We start from the raw sequence: 15029 nt of genomic DNA, 5'->3' as shown, positions 1-15029 counted from the left end.
TGTCCACTCCTAGGGGAAGGAAGTGATATGCGAGGATTGCCGAGGGGGACCGACGCCTTGTTCTCTCAGCAGATTCCGAATACCGAGTTCACGTCGCGGCCGTGGCGGATACACGAATTCGTCGATGATTTCGTGCTCGAGGACGTGTGGGAATTGCCGATCTCGGGCGGCCCGGACGACCTGGCCACCCTGGTGCGGTACTCGACCTCGGCCGAGAACACGACGATGAGCGCCAACATCGTCACCAGGGAACTGTGGAACCTGCGCTGGCGATTGGGCGGGTTGCTCGGCTGGGACAGCGCGGATCAGCAGGTCGGCAAGCGGGTGGCGTCGCTGCGTGATCGACTGCCGGAGGACCTTCTTGCCGCAACGGGACCGGATATGCAGCAGGCGCCGTTCCGGACCGTCTATCTGACGCACGACGAATGGACCGCGGAATTCTCGGCCTCGATCGGGCACATCGTGATGCACCAGGGCTGGGTGCAGCGCGCCGACGGCAGCTACTACTCCCAGATGACCGCGCTGGTGAAGACGTACGGCATCTTCGGGAAGCTGTACATGGCGAGCATTCGCCCGATCCGCACGCTGGTCGTGTACCCGCTGATGTTCCGGACGATGCAGCGGCAGTGGCCGGAGATTCAACGGAAATGGGCTGAGCCGCAGGCGCAATGAGGTAGCGCCGATCGAAACAGGAAGGCCGCAGGCATCATGCCTGCGGCCTTTCGCGTTGCGTACCACGGTGATCCGGTCGCCAGCGGCGCCGCACTCCCGCGAACTGCCAAGTGGCTGATAACGATTCGATATATCCGCTGGTTCCGTTGTATCCGGCCGACGCCGAGCGCGCTCTAACCCGTCGAACACCAATGCACGACGCACATCCCGGCCGAAGGTGAGGTTTCATGTCCGCAACGCGCGTAGCGTCCGACCGACGATGGTGGGCGCTGTCGGTTCTCTCGATAACTCAGTTGGTGGTAGTCCTCGACGCGACGATCGTCGCCATCGCGTTGCCCTACATGCAGAACGACCTCGGCATCAGCGACGCCGACAAGCAGTGGGTGCTCACCGCGTACACCTTGATCTTCGGCGGGTTGCTCCTGCTCGGTGGGCGGCTGGCCGACTACCTCGGTCGCCGCCGGATCCTGCTGGTCGGGCTGATCGGCTTCGCGGTGTCCTCGGCATTGGCGGGCTTGGCCGACACCGCGGGCCTGCTGTTCGCCGGCCGCGCACTGCAGGGCCTGTTCGGCGCGCTGCTGGCGCCCGCTGCGTTGTCGTTGGTGTCGCTGACCTTCACCGAGACAAAGGAGCGGGCCCGCGCGTTCGCGGTGTACGGCGCGGTGTCCGGCGCAGGCTCGGCGATCGGGCTGATCGGCGGTGGTGTGCTGACCGAGTACGCGTCGTGGCGCTGGTGCCTGTTGGTGAACACGCCGATCGCGCTGGCCGCCGCGGCCGCCGCGGTGGTTGTCGTCATCAAGGACGTGCCTGCGAAACGCACGGGTGGTTACGACCTGCCCGGAGCGGTCTGCGTGACCGCGGCGCTGGTCGCCATCGTCTACGGCTGCAACCGCGCGGCCGAGGACGGCTGGACCGCGGCAAGCACCCTCACGTTGCTGGTTGGCGGTAGCGCGCTGCTCGCGCTGTTCGTGTTCATCGAGTCTCGGGTCGCCAATCCGCTTCTGCCCCTGCGGATTCCGGGCGAAACCAACCGCGGCGGCGCGTTCCTGATCGCGCTGCTCGTCCCGATCGCGATCTTCGCGATGTTCCTGTTCCTCACCTACTACTTCCAGCAGACCCTCGGCTACTCGCCGCTGAAGGCCGGTTGCGCCTTCCTGCCGTTCCCGGCCGGTGTCCTGGTCGCCGCCGGTGTGGCGAGCAAGCTGCTGCCGCAGGTCGGGCCGCGGATCCTGCTGCTCGTCGGCACGCTGCTCGGTGCAGCAGGCCTGATCTTCCTGGCGCAGTTGGAGTTCGGCGACGGCTATGCGCAAGTGGTGCTGCCCGCCCAGATCATCTTCGCCCTCGGTGTCGCGCTGGTCTTCGTGGCGATGCAGCCGACGGCGCTGCACTCGATCGACGACCGTGATATCGGCGTGGCCAGTGGGTTGTTGAACGCGGTGCAGCAGGTCGGCGCCTCGATCGGCACCGCGTTGCTCACCACGATCGCGGTGCAGGCGATGAAGGAGTACGCGACCAGCCACCCGCCGGAGCCGACGCTGCCCGCCAAGGCCGCGATCCACAGCTACACCGTCGGATTCTATTGGGGTGCAGGGTTTTGCGTGGTGGCGGCCATCGTGGTCGCCCTGACCATCCGGGTCAAGCCGAAGGATCTGGTGACCGAGCCCGAGCGACTGGCGGCGGTCGTCGACTAGGGGTGGCGTCGAGCAGTTCTCTCCGGTGATGCCCGTGGGTCGAGCCCACGGGCATCACTGCCATGAGTGCGCCACACCGCGCGCACACGTCGAGTTCGAAATCGAAAGGGCGGCAACGCATGTTGGTGGACCACAATGTCGAGGTGCCGATGCGGGACGGAACCGTCCTGCGCGCGGACGTGTTTCGGCCCGAACCGGCCGACGCCGGTGCGACGGACACCTGGCCCGTCATGCTGCTGCGGCTGCCCTACGACAAGGCCACCCTCACCACGCCGGGCTTCCCCTCCGAGGTCGAGTTCTTCGTGCCACGCGGATACATCTGCGTCGCACAGGACGTGCGCGGGACCTTCGCCTCCGACGGCGACTTCTACCCGCTGCGCGACGAAAGCCAGGACACGGTCGACTCCATCGCGTGGGCGGCGGCCCTCGCCGGCTCCAACGGACGGGTGGTGATGGCCGGGCAGTCCTACCTGGGCAGCGTCCAGATCCAGGGCGCCGCGGCCCGGCCGCCCGCGCTGGTCGGCATCAGCCCGGTTTCGCCGCTGGTCGACTTGGCCGACAACGGGTTTCGGCGCGGCGGCGCGGTCGAGTCCGCGTTCTTCTTCGCCTGGTCCACCGCCATGGCGCTCATGTCGGCCGGTCGATGCGGTCGTGCCGAGGACGCCGCGCAGCTGCTCGGGCTGCTCGAGGACTCCTCGGGCGATCCGTTCAATCCGTTTCCGCCGCTGTCCTGGTCGAACGCGCTGCACACTCCCTTCGAGGAGATCCTCACGCGCTACGACGCGGCCGCACCTTGGGTGCGGAATGGACAGGCGGAGGCACAGAAACCCGATGGGGGACAGTATCTTTCGGCGCGCAGGCTGGTACCGGAGATCACCGTGCCCGCGCTGTACGTGACCAGCTGGTACGACATGCTGCTCGGCGGCGTGCTGAACGCCTACACGGTCGGTGTCGCCGCCGGGGCCGCGCCCCAGCATCTGATCATCGGACCGTGGCAGCACGCGCACTACGGCGCACCCCAATCCACCGCTGGCGAGCTGGATTTCGGTCCGGCCGCCGCGTTCGAGTTCTGGCCGCAGCTCGAGCGGTTCTTCGCCCCGCTCGTCGGCAGGGAGGGCGGCGAGCCGATTCCTGGTGTGCAGTACTTCACCATGGGCCGCAACGAATGGCGGACGGCCGCGGTGTGGCCGCCCGAATCGACCACCGTTCGCTTCTTCCTGCACTCCGTGGGTGGCGCCGTCGGCGGCGGGACGACCGGCACCCTCGACACGATCCCGCCGGGGGACGAGCCCGCGGACGAATGGACGCACGATCCCGCCCATCCGGTGCCGTCGATCGGCGGTCAGACCTGGGCGATTCCGAACGGTCCCCGGGATCAGGCGGCGTTGCTCGCGCGGGCGGATGTCCTCGCCTTCGACAGCGGTGTGCTGATGGACGATGTGGAGGTCACCGGCGCGGTGCATGCCACTGTCTGGTTGCGCACGGACGCTGCGAGCGCGGATGTCGTTGCGACCCTTGTCGATGTGTACCCGGACGGGCGCCGCTATCCGATCACCCACGGCATTCGCCGGCTCGGCACCGCGGCGGAACCGTTGCACGCCAACGGAGCCGTGGAGTTCGCGGTCGACCTGTGGGCAACCAGCCACGTCTTCCTGGCCGGTCATCGGATCGCTGTGCACGTCGCCGGGTCGGATTTCCCGCATTGGGACGTCAATCCGTCCGACGGCGCACCGTGGGCGACCAGTGCCGCGCCGCGACCAGGCCGACATCGCCTGGTGCACGACGCCGCGCGGCCGTCGATGATCGCCTTGCCGATCATCGGTGACCTGCCCGCGAACTTCTCCGGCGACACCCGCTGAGGCTGTGCGGCACAACACGTCCCACGCGCGGTGCGTATCTGTGCGTTGCCTCCGGTGATCGTGACTACGAGACATCCGTGAGTGAGGTGGCATAGGTGATGGAACACCAACAGTTGAGGCCCGAAGACACGAAAGCCGTTCGGCGGTATGTGAAAGAACAGCTCAGCGGCGAGCATGCCGCGCTGGACGCGCTCGCCGAGAAGCCCGCCGACCTGTACGAGCGGTTCCGCGAGACCGGGCTGGCCAACTGGTGGCTGCCGACCGAACTCGGCGGGCGCGGCATCGGACTCGAAGACAGCGTCGGCATCGTCGACGATCTCGCCTACGGTGACGCGGGCGTCGCGTTCACGCTGTTCATCTCGATCCTCGGCACCAGCGTGGTGCAGTTGTACGGATCGCCGGAACTGCAGCGCGCCTACCTCGCGCCGATGGCGGCGGGCGGCACCTTCTGCGCCACCCTCGGCAGCGAGCGTGAGGCAGGCAGCGAGCTCGGCCGCATCGATACCGTCGCCGCCCGCGCGGGCGACGAGCTGGTGCTGACGGGGGAGAAGTTCTTCTCCACCAACACCGATTTCGCCGACTTCCTCGTCGTGATCGCCCGCTCGGCCGAGGATCCCGAGGACTTCCTCGCGGTGCTGGTGCCGCGTGGCACCAGGGGGGTAGAGGTGGTCAAGCGCTGGGACGTCATCGGTGTGCGTGCCTCGCACACCTATCAGGTACGGCTGGATGGTGTGCGGGTGCCCGCCACCCACCGGCTGGCCGGATCGGGGCTGCGGCTGCTGGAGATCGGACTGAACGCGAGCCGAATCCTGATCGCCGCCACCGCGATCGGCATCTCGCGCCGCATCCGCGACCACCTGATGACCTATGCGAAGCAGAAGTCGCTGCGCGGTGCCACTCTGCTCGACAGCCCCGTGTTCGCGCAGCGGCTCGGCCAGATGGAAATGCAGATCGAGGTCATGCGCAGCCACTGCCTGCGGGCCGCCCGCGAATACGACCGGATCATGACCGGACCGGATCCCGCCGCGGTGTTCACCAAGCACGGCACCTTGAAGAACGCGCTCACCGCGAAGCTGTTCTGCGGTCAAACCGGTTGGGACATCGCCAGTGTCGGCTCGACGCTGTTCGGCGGCCTCGGCTACACCAACGAGCTGCCGATCACCAAGCTGCTGCGCGACGTGCGCTACGTGTCGATCGTGGAGGGCGGCGACGAGGTGCTGCGGGACTTGGTCTTCGGCCGCTACGTCATTCCGGTGCCGCGGCGCGCGTGAGGCGAGATCGGAAGGACGAGCTGATGAATGACGCACGCCCGCTGCGGATCGCGATCATCGGCGCCGGCCCCGCCGGCATCTACGCCGCCGACGCGTTGATGAAATCCGCTGTGCCCGTGAGCATTGACGTGTTCGAGCGGATGCCGGCACCGTTCGGCCTCATCCGGTACGGGGTCGCACCGGATCATCCACGGATCAAGGGCATCGTCACCGCGCTGCACAAGGTGCTCGACAAGCCGCAGGTCCGGCTGCTCGGCAACATCGAGTACGGGTCCGACATCGACATGGCGACGTTGCGCCGCTTCTACGATGCGGTGATCTTCTCGACCGGCGCCGATGCCGATCGCGCACTGCCCATTCCCGGCATCGAGTTGGACGGTTCCTTCGGCGCCGCCGAGTTCGTCTCCTGGTACGACGGGCATCCGGATGTGCCGCGCGACTGGCCGTTGACCGCGGAGAAGGTGGCGGTGCTCGGGGTCGGCAATGTCGCCTTGGACGTGGCACGGATTCTGGCCAAGACCGGTTATGAGCTGTTGCCCACCGAGATTCCGCCCAACGTCTATGCGGGTCTGCAGGCCAACCGGGCGCTCGAGGTGCACGTGTTCGGCCGCCGTGGCCCCGCTCAGGCCAAATTCACGCCGCTGGAGCTGCGCGAGCTCGATTACTCGCCGACCATCGAGGTGATCGTGGATCCGGGCGACATCGACTACGACGCGGGTTCGGAAAGCGCGCGGCGCAATTCCAAGCAGGTCGACATGGTCTGTAACACCTTGGAACAGTGGGCCATCCGCGATGTCGGGGCGCGCCCGCACAAACTGTTCCTGCATTTCTTCGAGTCGCCGACCGAAATTCTGGGCGAGGACGGGAAAGTCGTCGGCCTGCGCACCGAACGTACCGAATTGGACGGTGCGGGGAATGTGCAGGGCACCTGCGTGACGAAAGACTGGGACGTGCAGGCGGTCTACCGCGCCGTCGGCTATCTGTCGCAGCATATTCCGCTGCTGCCGTTCGACACGGGAACGGGCACGGTGCCGAACGAGGCGGGCCGGGTGCTGCTCGACCCGGCCGCCGCGGACCCGGCGCGCCGCTACTTGCCTGCCACGTATGTGACCGGGTGGATCAAACGCGGGCCGGTCGGCCTGATCGGGCACACCAAGGGCGACGCCAACGAGACCGTCGCGTGCCTGCTCGACGATGCCGCCGGTTTCGCACGCGCCGACGAGCCGCATCCCGACGCCGTCACGGAATGGCTGACGGGACAGCGGGTTCCGTTCACCACCTGGGCAGGCTGGTATCGCCTCGACGCCTACGAACGGGCCATCGGCATGCCGCAGCAGCGCGAGCGGGTCAAGGTGGTCGAACGCAGTGAGATGGTCGCGGCCAGCGAACCGGAGCGGCACGAGCTGCGGATCGGTTGAGGGTTCGGCCTGCGCGGCGCCGTTGCCGCGCAGGCCGAAGATCAGATCAGTGCCGCACTGTGCCGAGCCGTTGCCGCTCCGAAACGCTGTTGCTCGGCTCGGATGTCGCGGTAGGCGCCGAACACCACCCGGTCCGGACGGAGCACGATGCTCTGCGCGTCGTCGGTGGTGTGCGCCTGGCATGCCCGTGCCAAGGCCCCGGTCGGGTCGTCGAGCACGGTGACGTCCGGCTCGACCGGAAAGTCGGTCGGCTGCCTGCGGATTCGGGCCACCACTGTGTCGTCGCCGAGCCGTGCTTGCCACCACGCCGCCGGTATTCGGCTCTCGGCATGCGCGAGCACCGCGAACCCTTGGCCGAGGGCGTCGTCGAGCGGGCATATGGTCCGCCCCGCGCCAACCGGGGGTTGGGGGAACAGCCGTCCACCTCCGGCCGTCCGGTCGAAGAATCCGGTGTCGAAGGCGGGCCCGGGCCGCAGTGGGCGCAGACCGGTGCCGCGCGGCGCACCGTACAGCCAGCGGTTCATCCGGTCCGCGAAGTCGGCGGTCCGCGCCGCGTGCCTGCCGCGTTCGAGTTGATAGCTGTCGAGAATGTCGTCGGCCAGCCCGCCGCGCAGCGCGAAGGCGAGCTTCCATGCCAGATTGAGCGCGTCACGCAGATCCGTGCCGAACGGCACTCCCGCGCACGGCGGAATCACGTGTGCGGCCGTGCCGAGCAGGAACACGCGGCCTTCACGCAGGAAGTCCGCGCCTCGAAAGAACCTGTCCTGCACCGCGATATCGACGACATCGAGTGGGTCGGCGCCGAGCAGATGCGCGAGCAGGCCAGGCAGCAGCGGCGGCGCGACGGCGCGCTCATACCCGGCAGGTAAGCGTACTTCGAAGCGCCGCAATCCCTCCGGCAGCGCGATGGCGGCCGCGGGCGGTGCGGACCGCCCTCGGGTGCCCGCCAGGCCTCGGTCGTCGCGGACGTCGGCAACCAGCCACGATTCCGGGCCGGTGTCGCCGAACCCGTCGAGCCCGAGCTGCCTGCGGACGCGACCGCTCGCGCCGTCACAGGCGAGCAGGAATTGCGAGAAGACCCGGTGATCGGCGCCGGTCGCGGGATCACGCAGCAGTGTGATCGCGCCGCCTGCCAGATCGTGGGCGAGATAGTCGACCCCGGAACGGATTTCCACGGCATCGAGGCAGGCAAGCCGGTCCCGCAACACGCGCTCCAGATCGGACTGCTGACATGTGACGAGCCGCGGGTGCCCGTACGGCCGATGGGCGGGCGGATGCCACCGGCGGTATCCGCGGACAGATCGGTACTCCACCTCGGGCGCGTGGTGCAGCCACGGCGCGAGTGCCGCACCGACCCCGGCCGCGTGCAGCGCGCGCAGGCCCGCGTCGTCGAGAGCGACACCGCCAGGGCGGTTTTCGGGTGTGCTGTGCTGGTCGACCACCAGGGTGGACACCCCGTACCCGCCGAGCAATGCGGCGGTGAGCAGGCCGGTCGGTCCTGCACCGACGACAACGACCTCGTACTCGTCGACTGTCGACAGGGAGCTGCTGGTCATGACGCAGACACCTCGCTCAAGCGACCCAGATCGTCGCCGACTCGGGCAACAATCCGCGGAGCCGATTCAGTGCGCGGCCGCGCAGCGGTCCGATGGAACCCCTTGGCAGGCCGAGCAATCCGCTGACCGAGTCATAGTTGGGCGCGTTGTCGGACACCAGCAGGCCGAGCAGCCGCTGATCACGGTCGGGCAGCCGCCGGAACGCGTCGCGCACCTCCTCGCCCGCGACCCGGCGGAACACCTGGTGGACCGTGGCCTCGGATTCGTGGTCGGGGGTGTCGAGGGTGACGCTGTCCCCGATCGGGATGTCACGCGAGTTGCGCTTGATCTGCTTCAGGCACTCCCGGCGCGTCGTCGTCGCCAGCCAGGCCGTGAGCCGCTCCGGCGACTGCAGATCACCAAGGTGGGCAACCACATTCGCCCAGGTGGACTGGAACGCGTCCTCGCGGTCGTGGGTGGCCATGCGGAAGGTGCGGGTGATGGCCGCTACCAACGGCGAATATTCATCGATCAGTGCGCGCCAAGCGGCCGGATTGCCGTTGACGCACGAGGCGACCAATTTCTGGGTGCGCAGCACTTCCGCGGGATCGGAACGCGGCGGTTCGGCCTTTCGTGAATTGTCGGGCCTGGTAATAGGAGTCGCGTGGAATTCGGTGATTGTCATGTGCCAGCTCTCTTTTCGGTAGCCGTTCGTGATTAGAGCGTCGGCAGTTTCCGATGCAGCGTCAACGAGTTGCCGGTCGCATGGCCTGGACTGAGCAATGGTTAAGGGGTCGGCGCAACCGAAGTCGAATTTCGGAGCAACGAATGCGGAATAGTGATTCGCGTCGGCTCCGGCATTCGGCGCGCTGGTATCCTGCCTGCCTCGGCGGGTAAAACCGTTGCAGAGCTGTCCGATTGCGACTCGAGGCGCGGCGGCGACGTCGGGCGGTCGGACGGCTGGCACGCCGCTGACCAGCACCGCAGCAACCGTTGCAGCCCCTGCGTATGTTGCTGCAACGTTTGTGCAGCGGCTGTGCAGCGCGGGCGGGGTCTACTCGATGCGTGGACGACAGCGAGATGTGGCTCCGAACCATCGGGACTGGGGGCGTCAACCCAGCACAGATATTCGCGACAGCCGAAAACAGGGCCGAAAGCCCGAAAGCAGGCACCCCGACAACGGTGCTGATCAGCGATCATCCGCAGGAGAGCCCCCGGGTCGCCCGGGTGCTGACCTGGCTGCGGAGCACGACTCACGAGGTCGGTATCGGTCGCGAGGAAATGTATGTGGCGACAGGCGCCACCGTGCAGCAGGTGTCCTCCGCGTCCTCGCTGCGCACCGCGGTCGGCGTTGCCCAGTCGGTTGTGCTGGTGGCGGAGGTGCGCAACAGCACGTGTTCGAGCGCGATCAACAACGCGCTCGACCGGTTGGACCGCGGCTGCCTGGCCCGCAAGCCCGTCGGCATCGTGGTGATCGACGAATCGCGAGGCACTCGCGCCCTCGACCATCTGCGTCTGGTGATGGCCGGGCTCGATGCGGTGGTCATTCCGTATTCGCCCGCGTTCGCCGACGAGGACCTGCACGACGGCAGGCCGCCGGAGCCGGTTCGCCGGTTCACCGACGAATTGCGGTGGTTCGGTGAGCGTTTGGACACCATCGGGGTCGAATCGAACCCGGCCGACGAGGACCGCGGCGTCGCGTCGGCGCAGATCGAGGACTCGATCAAATACATCACGGCCAACTACACCCGCTGCACACTGTCGCTGGACGACGTCGCACGCGCCGCGCACATGAGCCGGTTCCACTTCTCCCGAACCTTCAAGAAGCACACCGGAACTCGGTACATCGACTACGTCACCACGTTGCGCATCAAGAAGGCGCAGACGTTGCTTCGTGACACCACCCTGTCGATCCACGAGGTCGGCGCCATGGTCGGTTACCAGGACAGCAGCCATTTCCTGCGGGTGTTCAAGACCAGCTGCGAGTGCACCCCTTCGGCGTTCCGCAACGCCGAGCGGCACAGCGTCTTATCGAATGGAGCGTGAAGTTCGGTGCGGTTACTCACCTTTGACGCGATATATGCCGGACGGACCCCGATCGGGTCCAGGGCATCCTGGGACATCGGCCGCATCCAGCCGGTGTTCGCAGACGTCGCGGCGGATCAGCGCATCGTCGGCGACGTTCTCGACGCCGGGTGTGGCACAGGGGAATTGGCGCTGGCACTGGCGCGACTCGGGCATGCGGTCACCGCCGTGGACATTTCCGCCGTCGCGATCAAACGGGCACGGGCCAAGGCCGCCGGTGCCGGAGTGCCGGTCGAGTTCGTCGTCGGCGACGCGCTGACGCTGCCGGACTATCGGGACCGCTTCGACACCGTCGTCGACTGCGGTCTCTTCGACGTCTGTCCGCAGGCGGCGCAGGCCGACTACGCCGCCGCACTGCATCGGGCCTGCCGGACCGGCGCGACCGTGTTCATGCTGGAACTCAGCGCGGCCGCGACCCGCTCGGTGGTGGCGGGCTACGCCGAACTCGGGCTCCCCACCAGGACATTCGAGCGGTTGCCGTACCTGACCTGTGCCGAGGTCGGCGCGGCGTTCTCGATCGGCTGGCAGCGGTTGGCACTGCGGGAATCGGCGATGACGATCCAGCTGCCCGGTGCGGTCGAGGAGACGACCGTGCCCGCGATCTACGCAGAATTTCGCAAGTTATGAGGGCGAGCATTTCCTTCGCGTGCGGCCGCTGGTGGCCGTCCAACGGATCCACCGCGCCCGATGCCTTGGCCTCCGCCCTGTCCTACGCCCGGGATACCGGCGTTCCCGCATTGCGGGACACCGGATTTCACGATCGGGCCGCGTTGCTCAAGGACCTCGCCCGCGTGCTGCGGCGGCACGCGGCGGAGTTCGCCGAGCGGGCGCTGTATCTGGGGGTGCGCCCGGTCGACACCGAGCTCGAGGTCAGGGCGGCGGGTGCGCTGCTGCGCCGCTATGCCGACATCGGACTGCGTGATCTGCCCGCGGGTAACCAAATATCGCTCGGCGCCACCGAATTCATGGACCGTTCGGGGTCGACCGCGGCCAGGAGGGCGGCGGTGCCAGGGTCTGGGGCCGCGGTGCACCTGCTCGACGACGAACTGCCCATCCTGTCGTACCTGGACCGGTTCGCGTCCGCGTTCCTGGCCGGGCGGCCGTGTGTGATCCGGCCTGCCCCGCTGACCGTCTCGCTGCTCGCCGCGGTCACCGAGCGAGTGCGCGCCGTGGAGCTGCCCGAGGGTGCACTGCAATTCGTCTGTACCGCAGGCGATCTCGAATCTGTGCTGACGCCACACGAGGTACTGGTGCCGCGTGGCGGTGGCTCCGGCGCGGTGGCGGTGGCCGGCCTCGGCGCCGAGCCGGACACCGAGGCCTTCGAGTTGTTCATCGACTATGTCGTCGACTCGATCACCAGGTGGACCGGCAGGCCCGCGCACGCGGTGCGCCAAATCTTCGTGCCAGCACCGCTGGTGACGAAGGTGAGCGCGGTGCTCACGGACCGGCTCGGCGAGGTCGTCGCAGGCGATCCGCGCGATCCGGAGGTGACCATGGGCCCGCTGCCGAGCGCGGCACACCGCACCAAGGTCACCACGCAGCTGACCGAACTGATCCGCGACGCCAGGCTCCGGTATGCGGGCGGGGTGCCACGTGGCCGTAGCTATTTGCCTCCGGTGCTGGTCGAGGCCGACGCACACCGGCAGGTGCCGCACGAACTCGGCATCCGCGGCCCGGTGGCCGTGCTGCTCGGCTACGGCTCGTCGGCCGAGCTATCCGCCGCACTGGCCAGGGGGCCACGGCGCACCCGCTGCGCGATCGTCGCGCCGTGCCCGGCGGCGAGCCGCAGGCTGGCGGCGGCGGTCGCGCCCTACGCCGAGGTCGTCACGTTCCCGGATTCGGTGGTCGCGCACCTGGACCGCAGCGACGCCGAATGCCTGGACCGCGTGCACGCCCAGCTGTGTGTCACCACCATCCGTGCTGCGCCGCAGACGCTGGCCACGGCGACGGGGACCTGGGTGCGCGGGGCAGCGCGCGTCCCCGCGACCAGGCATCCGCTGCACATGTGGGCAGACGAATTGCGGCCTGGCGTCTCCCTCACCGCCGGACCACGCACGGTGACCAGGTCCGATATCGACGAGTTCGCCGCGCTGACCGGCGACCACTACTACCTGCACACCGACGAGGACGCGGCCCGCCGCGACCCACTGTTCCGTGGCATCGTCGCGCACGGATATCTCGTGGTGTCGCTGGCGACAGGGCTTTTCACCACAACCGAGCCCGGCCCGGTGCTCGCCAATTACGGCCTGGAGAATCTGCGCTTCCTCGGGCCGGTCCGGCCAGGCGACGAGCTGACCGTGCACCTGACCGCCAAGCAGATCATTCCCCGGCCGAATACCAGCCAAAGCGAGGTGCGCTGGGACGTCGAGGTGCACAACCAGCAGCAGGTGACCGTCGCGAGGTACGACGTGCTGACCTTGATGGCCCGCGCGCCGCGACCGGGCAGGCCTGCCCTGGTGCAGACGGTCCCCGCGGTGCGGCCCGCCATGGCGGGCGTCAGGGCGGACCGGCAGCCGCACAGCGCCGGAGATCGCGCGGGCTGCTGAATGCATTTCTTGCGCAACCGATCGGCAGTTGTTGCGGCCGAAGGGAAGACAGCTGCGCGGTCCGGCTCGCCGCGAGACACGTCGTTGACGCCGACGGCGAAATTCAGAGCCTTTTCACATTTGCTGTACGGAAGGAGGTCGCGCACATGATGAGGGAAGACGTCACCGTGCTCGACAAGGCCCGCGAAATATTGATTCTGGTCCTCGATATCACTGACGCCGAGGTCGGATCACACAGTTCGTTTCGCGATGACCTGAAAATGGATTCGCTGGAGAAAATCGAATTCATCGCCAGGGCCGAGCGCTCGTTCGGGCGCACGCTGGACCTGTACCAGGTCGCCGAGGCGGACACGCTCGCCGAACTCGTCCCGCTGCTCCGGGACGCCCGATGAGTGGCGCGGGGAACCCGACCGATCTGTTGGTGTCACGGCATGTGCGGGCCGGGCGCGGTGATCGGATCGCTTGTGCGGACGCCGAACACGGTGCGATGACCTACGCCGAGCTCGAGCGGGCCGCCGCGCGGTATGCGGGCGCGCTGACCGCCGCCGGGATCGCACCGGGCAGCCGGGTATTGGTGGTGTCCGATGATTCGGTGGCCATGGTCGTGACGATCCTCGGGCTGTGGTGGCACGGTAGCGTGCCGGTGCCGGTGCATCCCACATTGCACGACAGCGATATCGCCGCGATCGCCGCGAACTGTGCGGCGGCCGCGGTTCGGCTCGCGGTCGCGCCCGACCGTGCGGACAGGCTCGTCGCGATGCTCGGCATCGCCGAAACACCCGCCGTCGTCCTGGATCTCGGGGAGGCATCCGATCCCACCCGCCCCGCGCACTTCGCTCCCGACGCAGAGCTGTTGGTGCAGTACACCTCTGGCAGCACCGGCCACGCCCGCGGGGTGCGGCACACGCTGACCGGGATCCGCGCGGTCCTCGCCGGCTTCGGGAGCGTGCTCGGGCTGACACCCGACGATGTCGTGTTGTCCACGGCGAAACTGTCTTTCGGATATGGCTTCGGCAACGCCCTGCTGTTCCCGTTGGCGGCAGGGGCGAGCGCCGTGCTGCTCGCTGGCCCGGCCGACCCGTTCGCGGTGGCGGCCGCGGTGCAGCGGCACCGGCCGACGGTGCTGTGCGCGGTGCCGCGCACGTACGCCACTCTGCTCCAACTCGCCAGGGCCGGTAAGCCGGTCGACCTCTCCTTCGTCCGGCGCGCGGTGTCGGCGGGTGAGCATCTGCCCGTCGACCTGGCCGACCAGCTGACCGAGACCTTCGGCATCGCGCTGATCAATGGCTTGGGCGCCACCGAGATTCTGCACATCGTGGTGGCCACCGATCCGGCGGCAGCGCCGAATGGTTCGCTCGGCCGGTCGGTGCCCGGCGCCCGGATCACCGTTCGCGACGAATCGGGTGCGGTGCTGCCCGACGGTCTGCAGGGCCGCTTGCACGTCGCAGGCGACTCCGTCGCCCTCGGCTACGTAGACAAGCGGGCGACCAAGCCGATATTCGCCGACGGCGGGGTGTACACCGGCGATATCGGATACCGCGATGCCGCAGGCGATCTGCACTATCTGTGCCGCGCCGACGATCTGCTCAACCTCGGCGGCTACAAGGTGGCGCCGCAGGAAATCGAGGCGGTCATCCGCGCCGTGCCCGGCGTCGCGGACTGCGCCGTGGTCGCGAGCCGGGACGGACATGCCCTCGAAGAGGCGGTCGCGCATGTCGTTGCGGCGCAAGGCCAGGACGCCGAGGCGATCCGCAAAGCGGTCAGGACCGCATTCAAGCATGACCTGGCTCCGTACAAGCGTCCGTCCCGGATCGAGCTGCACGAGGTGCTGCCGACCACGTCGGTGGGCAAGCTGGCCCGCTTCCGGCTGCGTGGCTCCGGGGTCGTTACGTCGAACGGCCGTGCACCGCATGACGACTCGGCCGACCTCGAGGAATCGGCGTGATCGGCTG

Annotated in this window: 12 protein-coding genes; 10 read left to right on the top strand and 2 right to left on the bottom strand. The window is 68.1% G+C overall.

Annotation, left to right across the window (positions count from 1 at the left end; translation table 11 throughout):
- The first annotated feature begins 27 nt into the window (after positions 1 to 27).
- The 5 genes from ACGFNJ_RS31870 to ACGFNJ_RS31850 all read left to right on the top strand — a co-directional run bounded on the left by ACGFNJ_RS31870 (position 28) and on the right by ACGFNJ_RS31850 (position 6911).
- Positions 28 to 672, top strand: a complete 645-nt coding sequence (locus ACGFNJ_RS31870; RefSeq protein WP_393456597.1) for a DUF2867 domain-containing protein — start codon at positions 28 to 30, stop codon at positions 670 to 672.
- A 227-nt stretch (positions 673 to 899) separates the two neighbouring features.
- Complete coding sequence (locus ACGFNJ_RS31865; RefSeq protein WP_393456594.1) at positions 900 to 2363, top strand: MFS transporter; 1464 nt, start codon at positions 900 to 902, stop codon at positions 2361 to 2363.
- Between the two features lie 119 nt (positions 2364 to 2482).
- A complete protein-coding gene (locus ACGFNJ_RS31860; protein WP_393456591.1) occupies positions 2483 to 4222 on the top strand; it encodes a CocE/NonD family hydrolase in 1740 nt (579 codons plus the stop codon).
- 98 nt (positions 4223 to 4320) lie between these two features.
- Positions 4321 to 5493, top strand: coding sequence for an acyl-CoA dehydrogenase family protein (locus ACGFNJ_RS31855; protein WP_393457439.1), 1173 nt, complete (start codon positions 4321 to 4323; stop codon positions 5491 to 5493).
- Positions 5494 to 5516: 23 nt separating this feature from the next.
- Positions 5517 to 6911, top strand: coding sequence for an FAD-dependent oxidoreductase (locus tag ACGFNJ_RS31850; protein WP_393456588.1), 1395 nt, complete (start codon positions 5517 to 5519; stop codon positions 6909 to 6911).
- Positions 6912 to 6952: 41 nt separating this feature from the next.
- Here ACGFNJ_RS31850 and ACGFNJ_RS31845 read toward each other — a convergent pair whose 3' ends face one another.
- Together ACGFNJ_RS31845 and ACGFNJ_RS31840 are read right to left on the bottom strand one after the other, a co-directional pair.
- Positions 6953 to 8467: an FAD-dependent monooxygenase gene (locus ACGFNJ_RS31845; RefSeq protein WP_393456585.1), complete on the bottom strand. Its 1515-nt coding sequence runs from the start codon at positions 8465 to 8467 to the stop codon at positions 6953 to 6955.
- Between the two features lie 16 nt (positions 8468 to 8483).
- A complete protein-coding gene (locus ACGFNJ_RS31840) occupies positions 8484 to 9131 on the bottom strand; it encodes an RNA polymerase sigma factor (protein WP_393456582.1) in 648 nt (215 codons plus the stop codon).
- Positions 9132 to 9511: 380 nt separating this feature from the next.
- On the opposite strand from ACGFNJ_RS31840, the gene ACGFNJ_RS31835 reads away from it, so the two are divergent.
- The 5 genes from ACGFNJ_RS31835 to ACGFNJ_RS31815 all read left to right on the top strand — a co-directional run bounded on the left by ACGFNJ_RS31835 (position 9512) and on the right by ACGFNJ_RS31815 (position 15022).
- Positions 9512 to 10492, top strand: coding sequence for a helix-turn-helix domain-containing protein (locus ACGFNJ_RS31835; RefSeq protein WP_393456579.1), 981 nt, complete (start codon positions 9512 to 9514; stop codon positions 10490 to 10492).
- A gap of 6 nt (positions 10493 to 10498) precedes the next feature.
- Positions 10499 to 11158: a class I SAM-dependent methyltransferase gene (locus ACGFNJ_RS31830; RefSeq protein WP_393456576.1), complete on the top strand. Its 660-nt coding sequence runs from the start codon at positions 10499 to 10501 to the stop codon at positions 11156 to 11158.
- Positions 11155 to 13077, top strand: a complete 1923-nt coding sequence (locus ACGFNJ_RS31825) for an aldehyde dehydrogenase family protein (RefSeq protein WP_393456573.1) — start codon at positions 11155 to 11157, stop codon at positions 13075 to 13077. The genes ACGFNJ_RS31830 and ACGFNJ_RS31825 overlap by 4 nt, the downstream gene beginning before the upstream one ends.
- 146 nt (positions 13078 to 13223) lie before the next feature.
- A complete protein-coding gene (locus ACGFNJ_RS31820) occupies positions 13224 to 13469 on the top strand; it encodes an acyl carrier protein (protein ID WP_393456570.1) in 246 nt (81 codons plus the stop codon).
- Complete coding sequence (locus ACGFNJ_RS31815) at positions 13466 to 15022, top strand: class I adenylate-forming enzyme family protein (RefSeq protein WP_393456567.1); 1557 nt, start codon at positions 13466 to 13468, stop codon at positions 15020 to 15022. Before ACGFNJ_RS31820 ends, ACGFNJ_RS31815 begins: the two co-directional genes overlap by 4 nt.
- Positions 15023 to 15029 lie beyond the last annotated feature (7 nt).

Source organism: Nocardia sp. NPDC049149 (assembly GCF_043197455.1).
Taxonomy (GTDB): domain Bacteria; phylum Actinomycetota; class Actinomycetes; order Mycobacteriales; family Mycobacteriaceae; genus Nocardia.
The sequence above is the reverse complement of the archived record's forward strand: the minus strand, read 5'-3'. Positions and strand labels throughout refer to the sequence as shown.

Coding starts and splice junctions, on each gene's coding strand:
- ACGFNJ_RS31820 (WP_393456570.1), top strand. CDS start 13,224: ATGATGAGGGAAGACGTCACCGTGCTCGACAAGGCCCGCGAAATATTG.
- ACGFNJ_RS31855 (WP_393457439.1), top strand. CDS start 4,321: ATGGAACACCAACAGTTGAGGCCCGAAGACACGAAAGCCGTTCGGCGG.
- ACGFNJ_RS31865 (WP_393456594.1), top strand. CDS start 900: ATGTCCGCAACGCGCGTAGCGTCCGACCGACGATGGTGGGCGCTGTCG.
- ACGFNJ_RS31860 (WP_393456591.1), top strand. CDS start 2,483: ATGTTGGTGGACCACAATGTCGAGGTGCCGATGCGGGACGGAACCGTC.
- ACGFNJ_RS31840 (WP_393456582.1), bottom strand. CDS start 9,131: ATGACAATCACCGAATTCCACGCGACTCCTATTACCAGGCCCGACAAT.
- ACGFNJ_RS31815 (WP_393456567.1), top strand. CDS start 13,466: ATGAGTGGCGCGGGGAACCCGACCGATCTGTTGGTGTCACGGCATGTG.
- ACGFNJ_RS31825 (WP_393456573.1), top strand. CDS start 11,155: ATGAGGGCGAGCATTTCCTTCGCGTGCGGCCGCTGGTGGCCGTCCAAC.
- ACGFNJ_RS31870 (WP_393456597.1), top strand. CDS start 28: ATGCGAGGATTGCCGAGGGGGACCGACGCCTTGTTCTCTCAGCAGATT.
- ACGFNJ_RS31845 (WP_393456585.1), bottom strand. CDS start 8,467: ATGACCAGCAGCTCCCTGTCGACAGTCGACGAGTACGAGGTCGTTGTC.
- ACGFNJ_RS31850 (WP_393456588.1), top strand. CDS start 5,517: ATGAATGACGCACGCCCGCTGCGGATCGCGATCATCGGCGCCGGCCCC.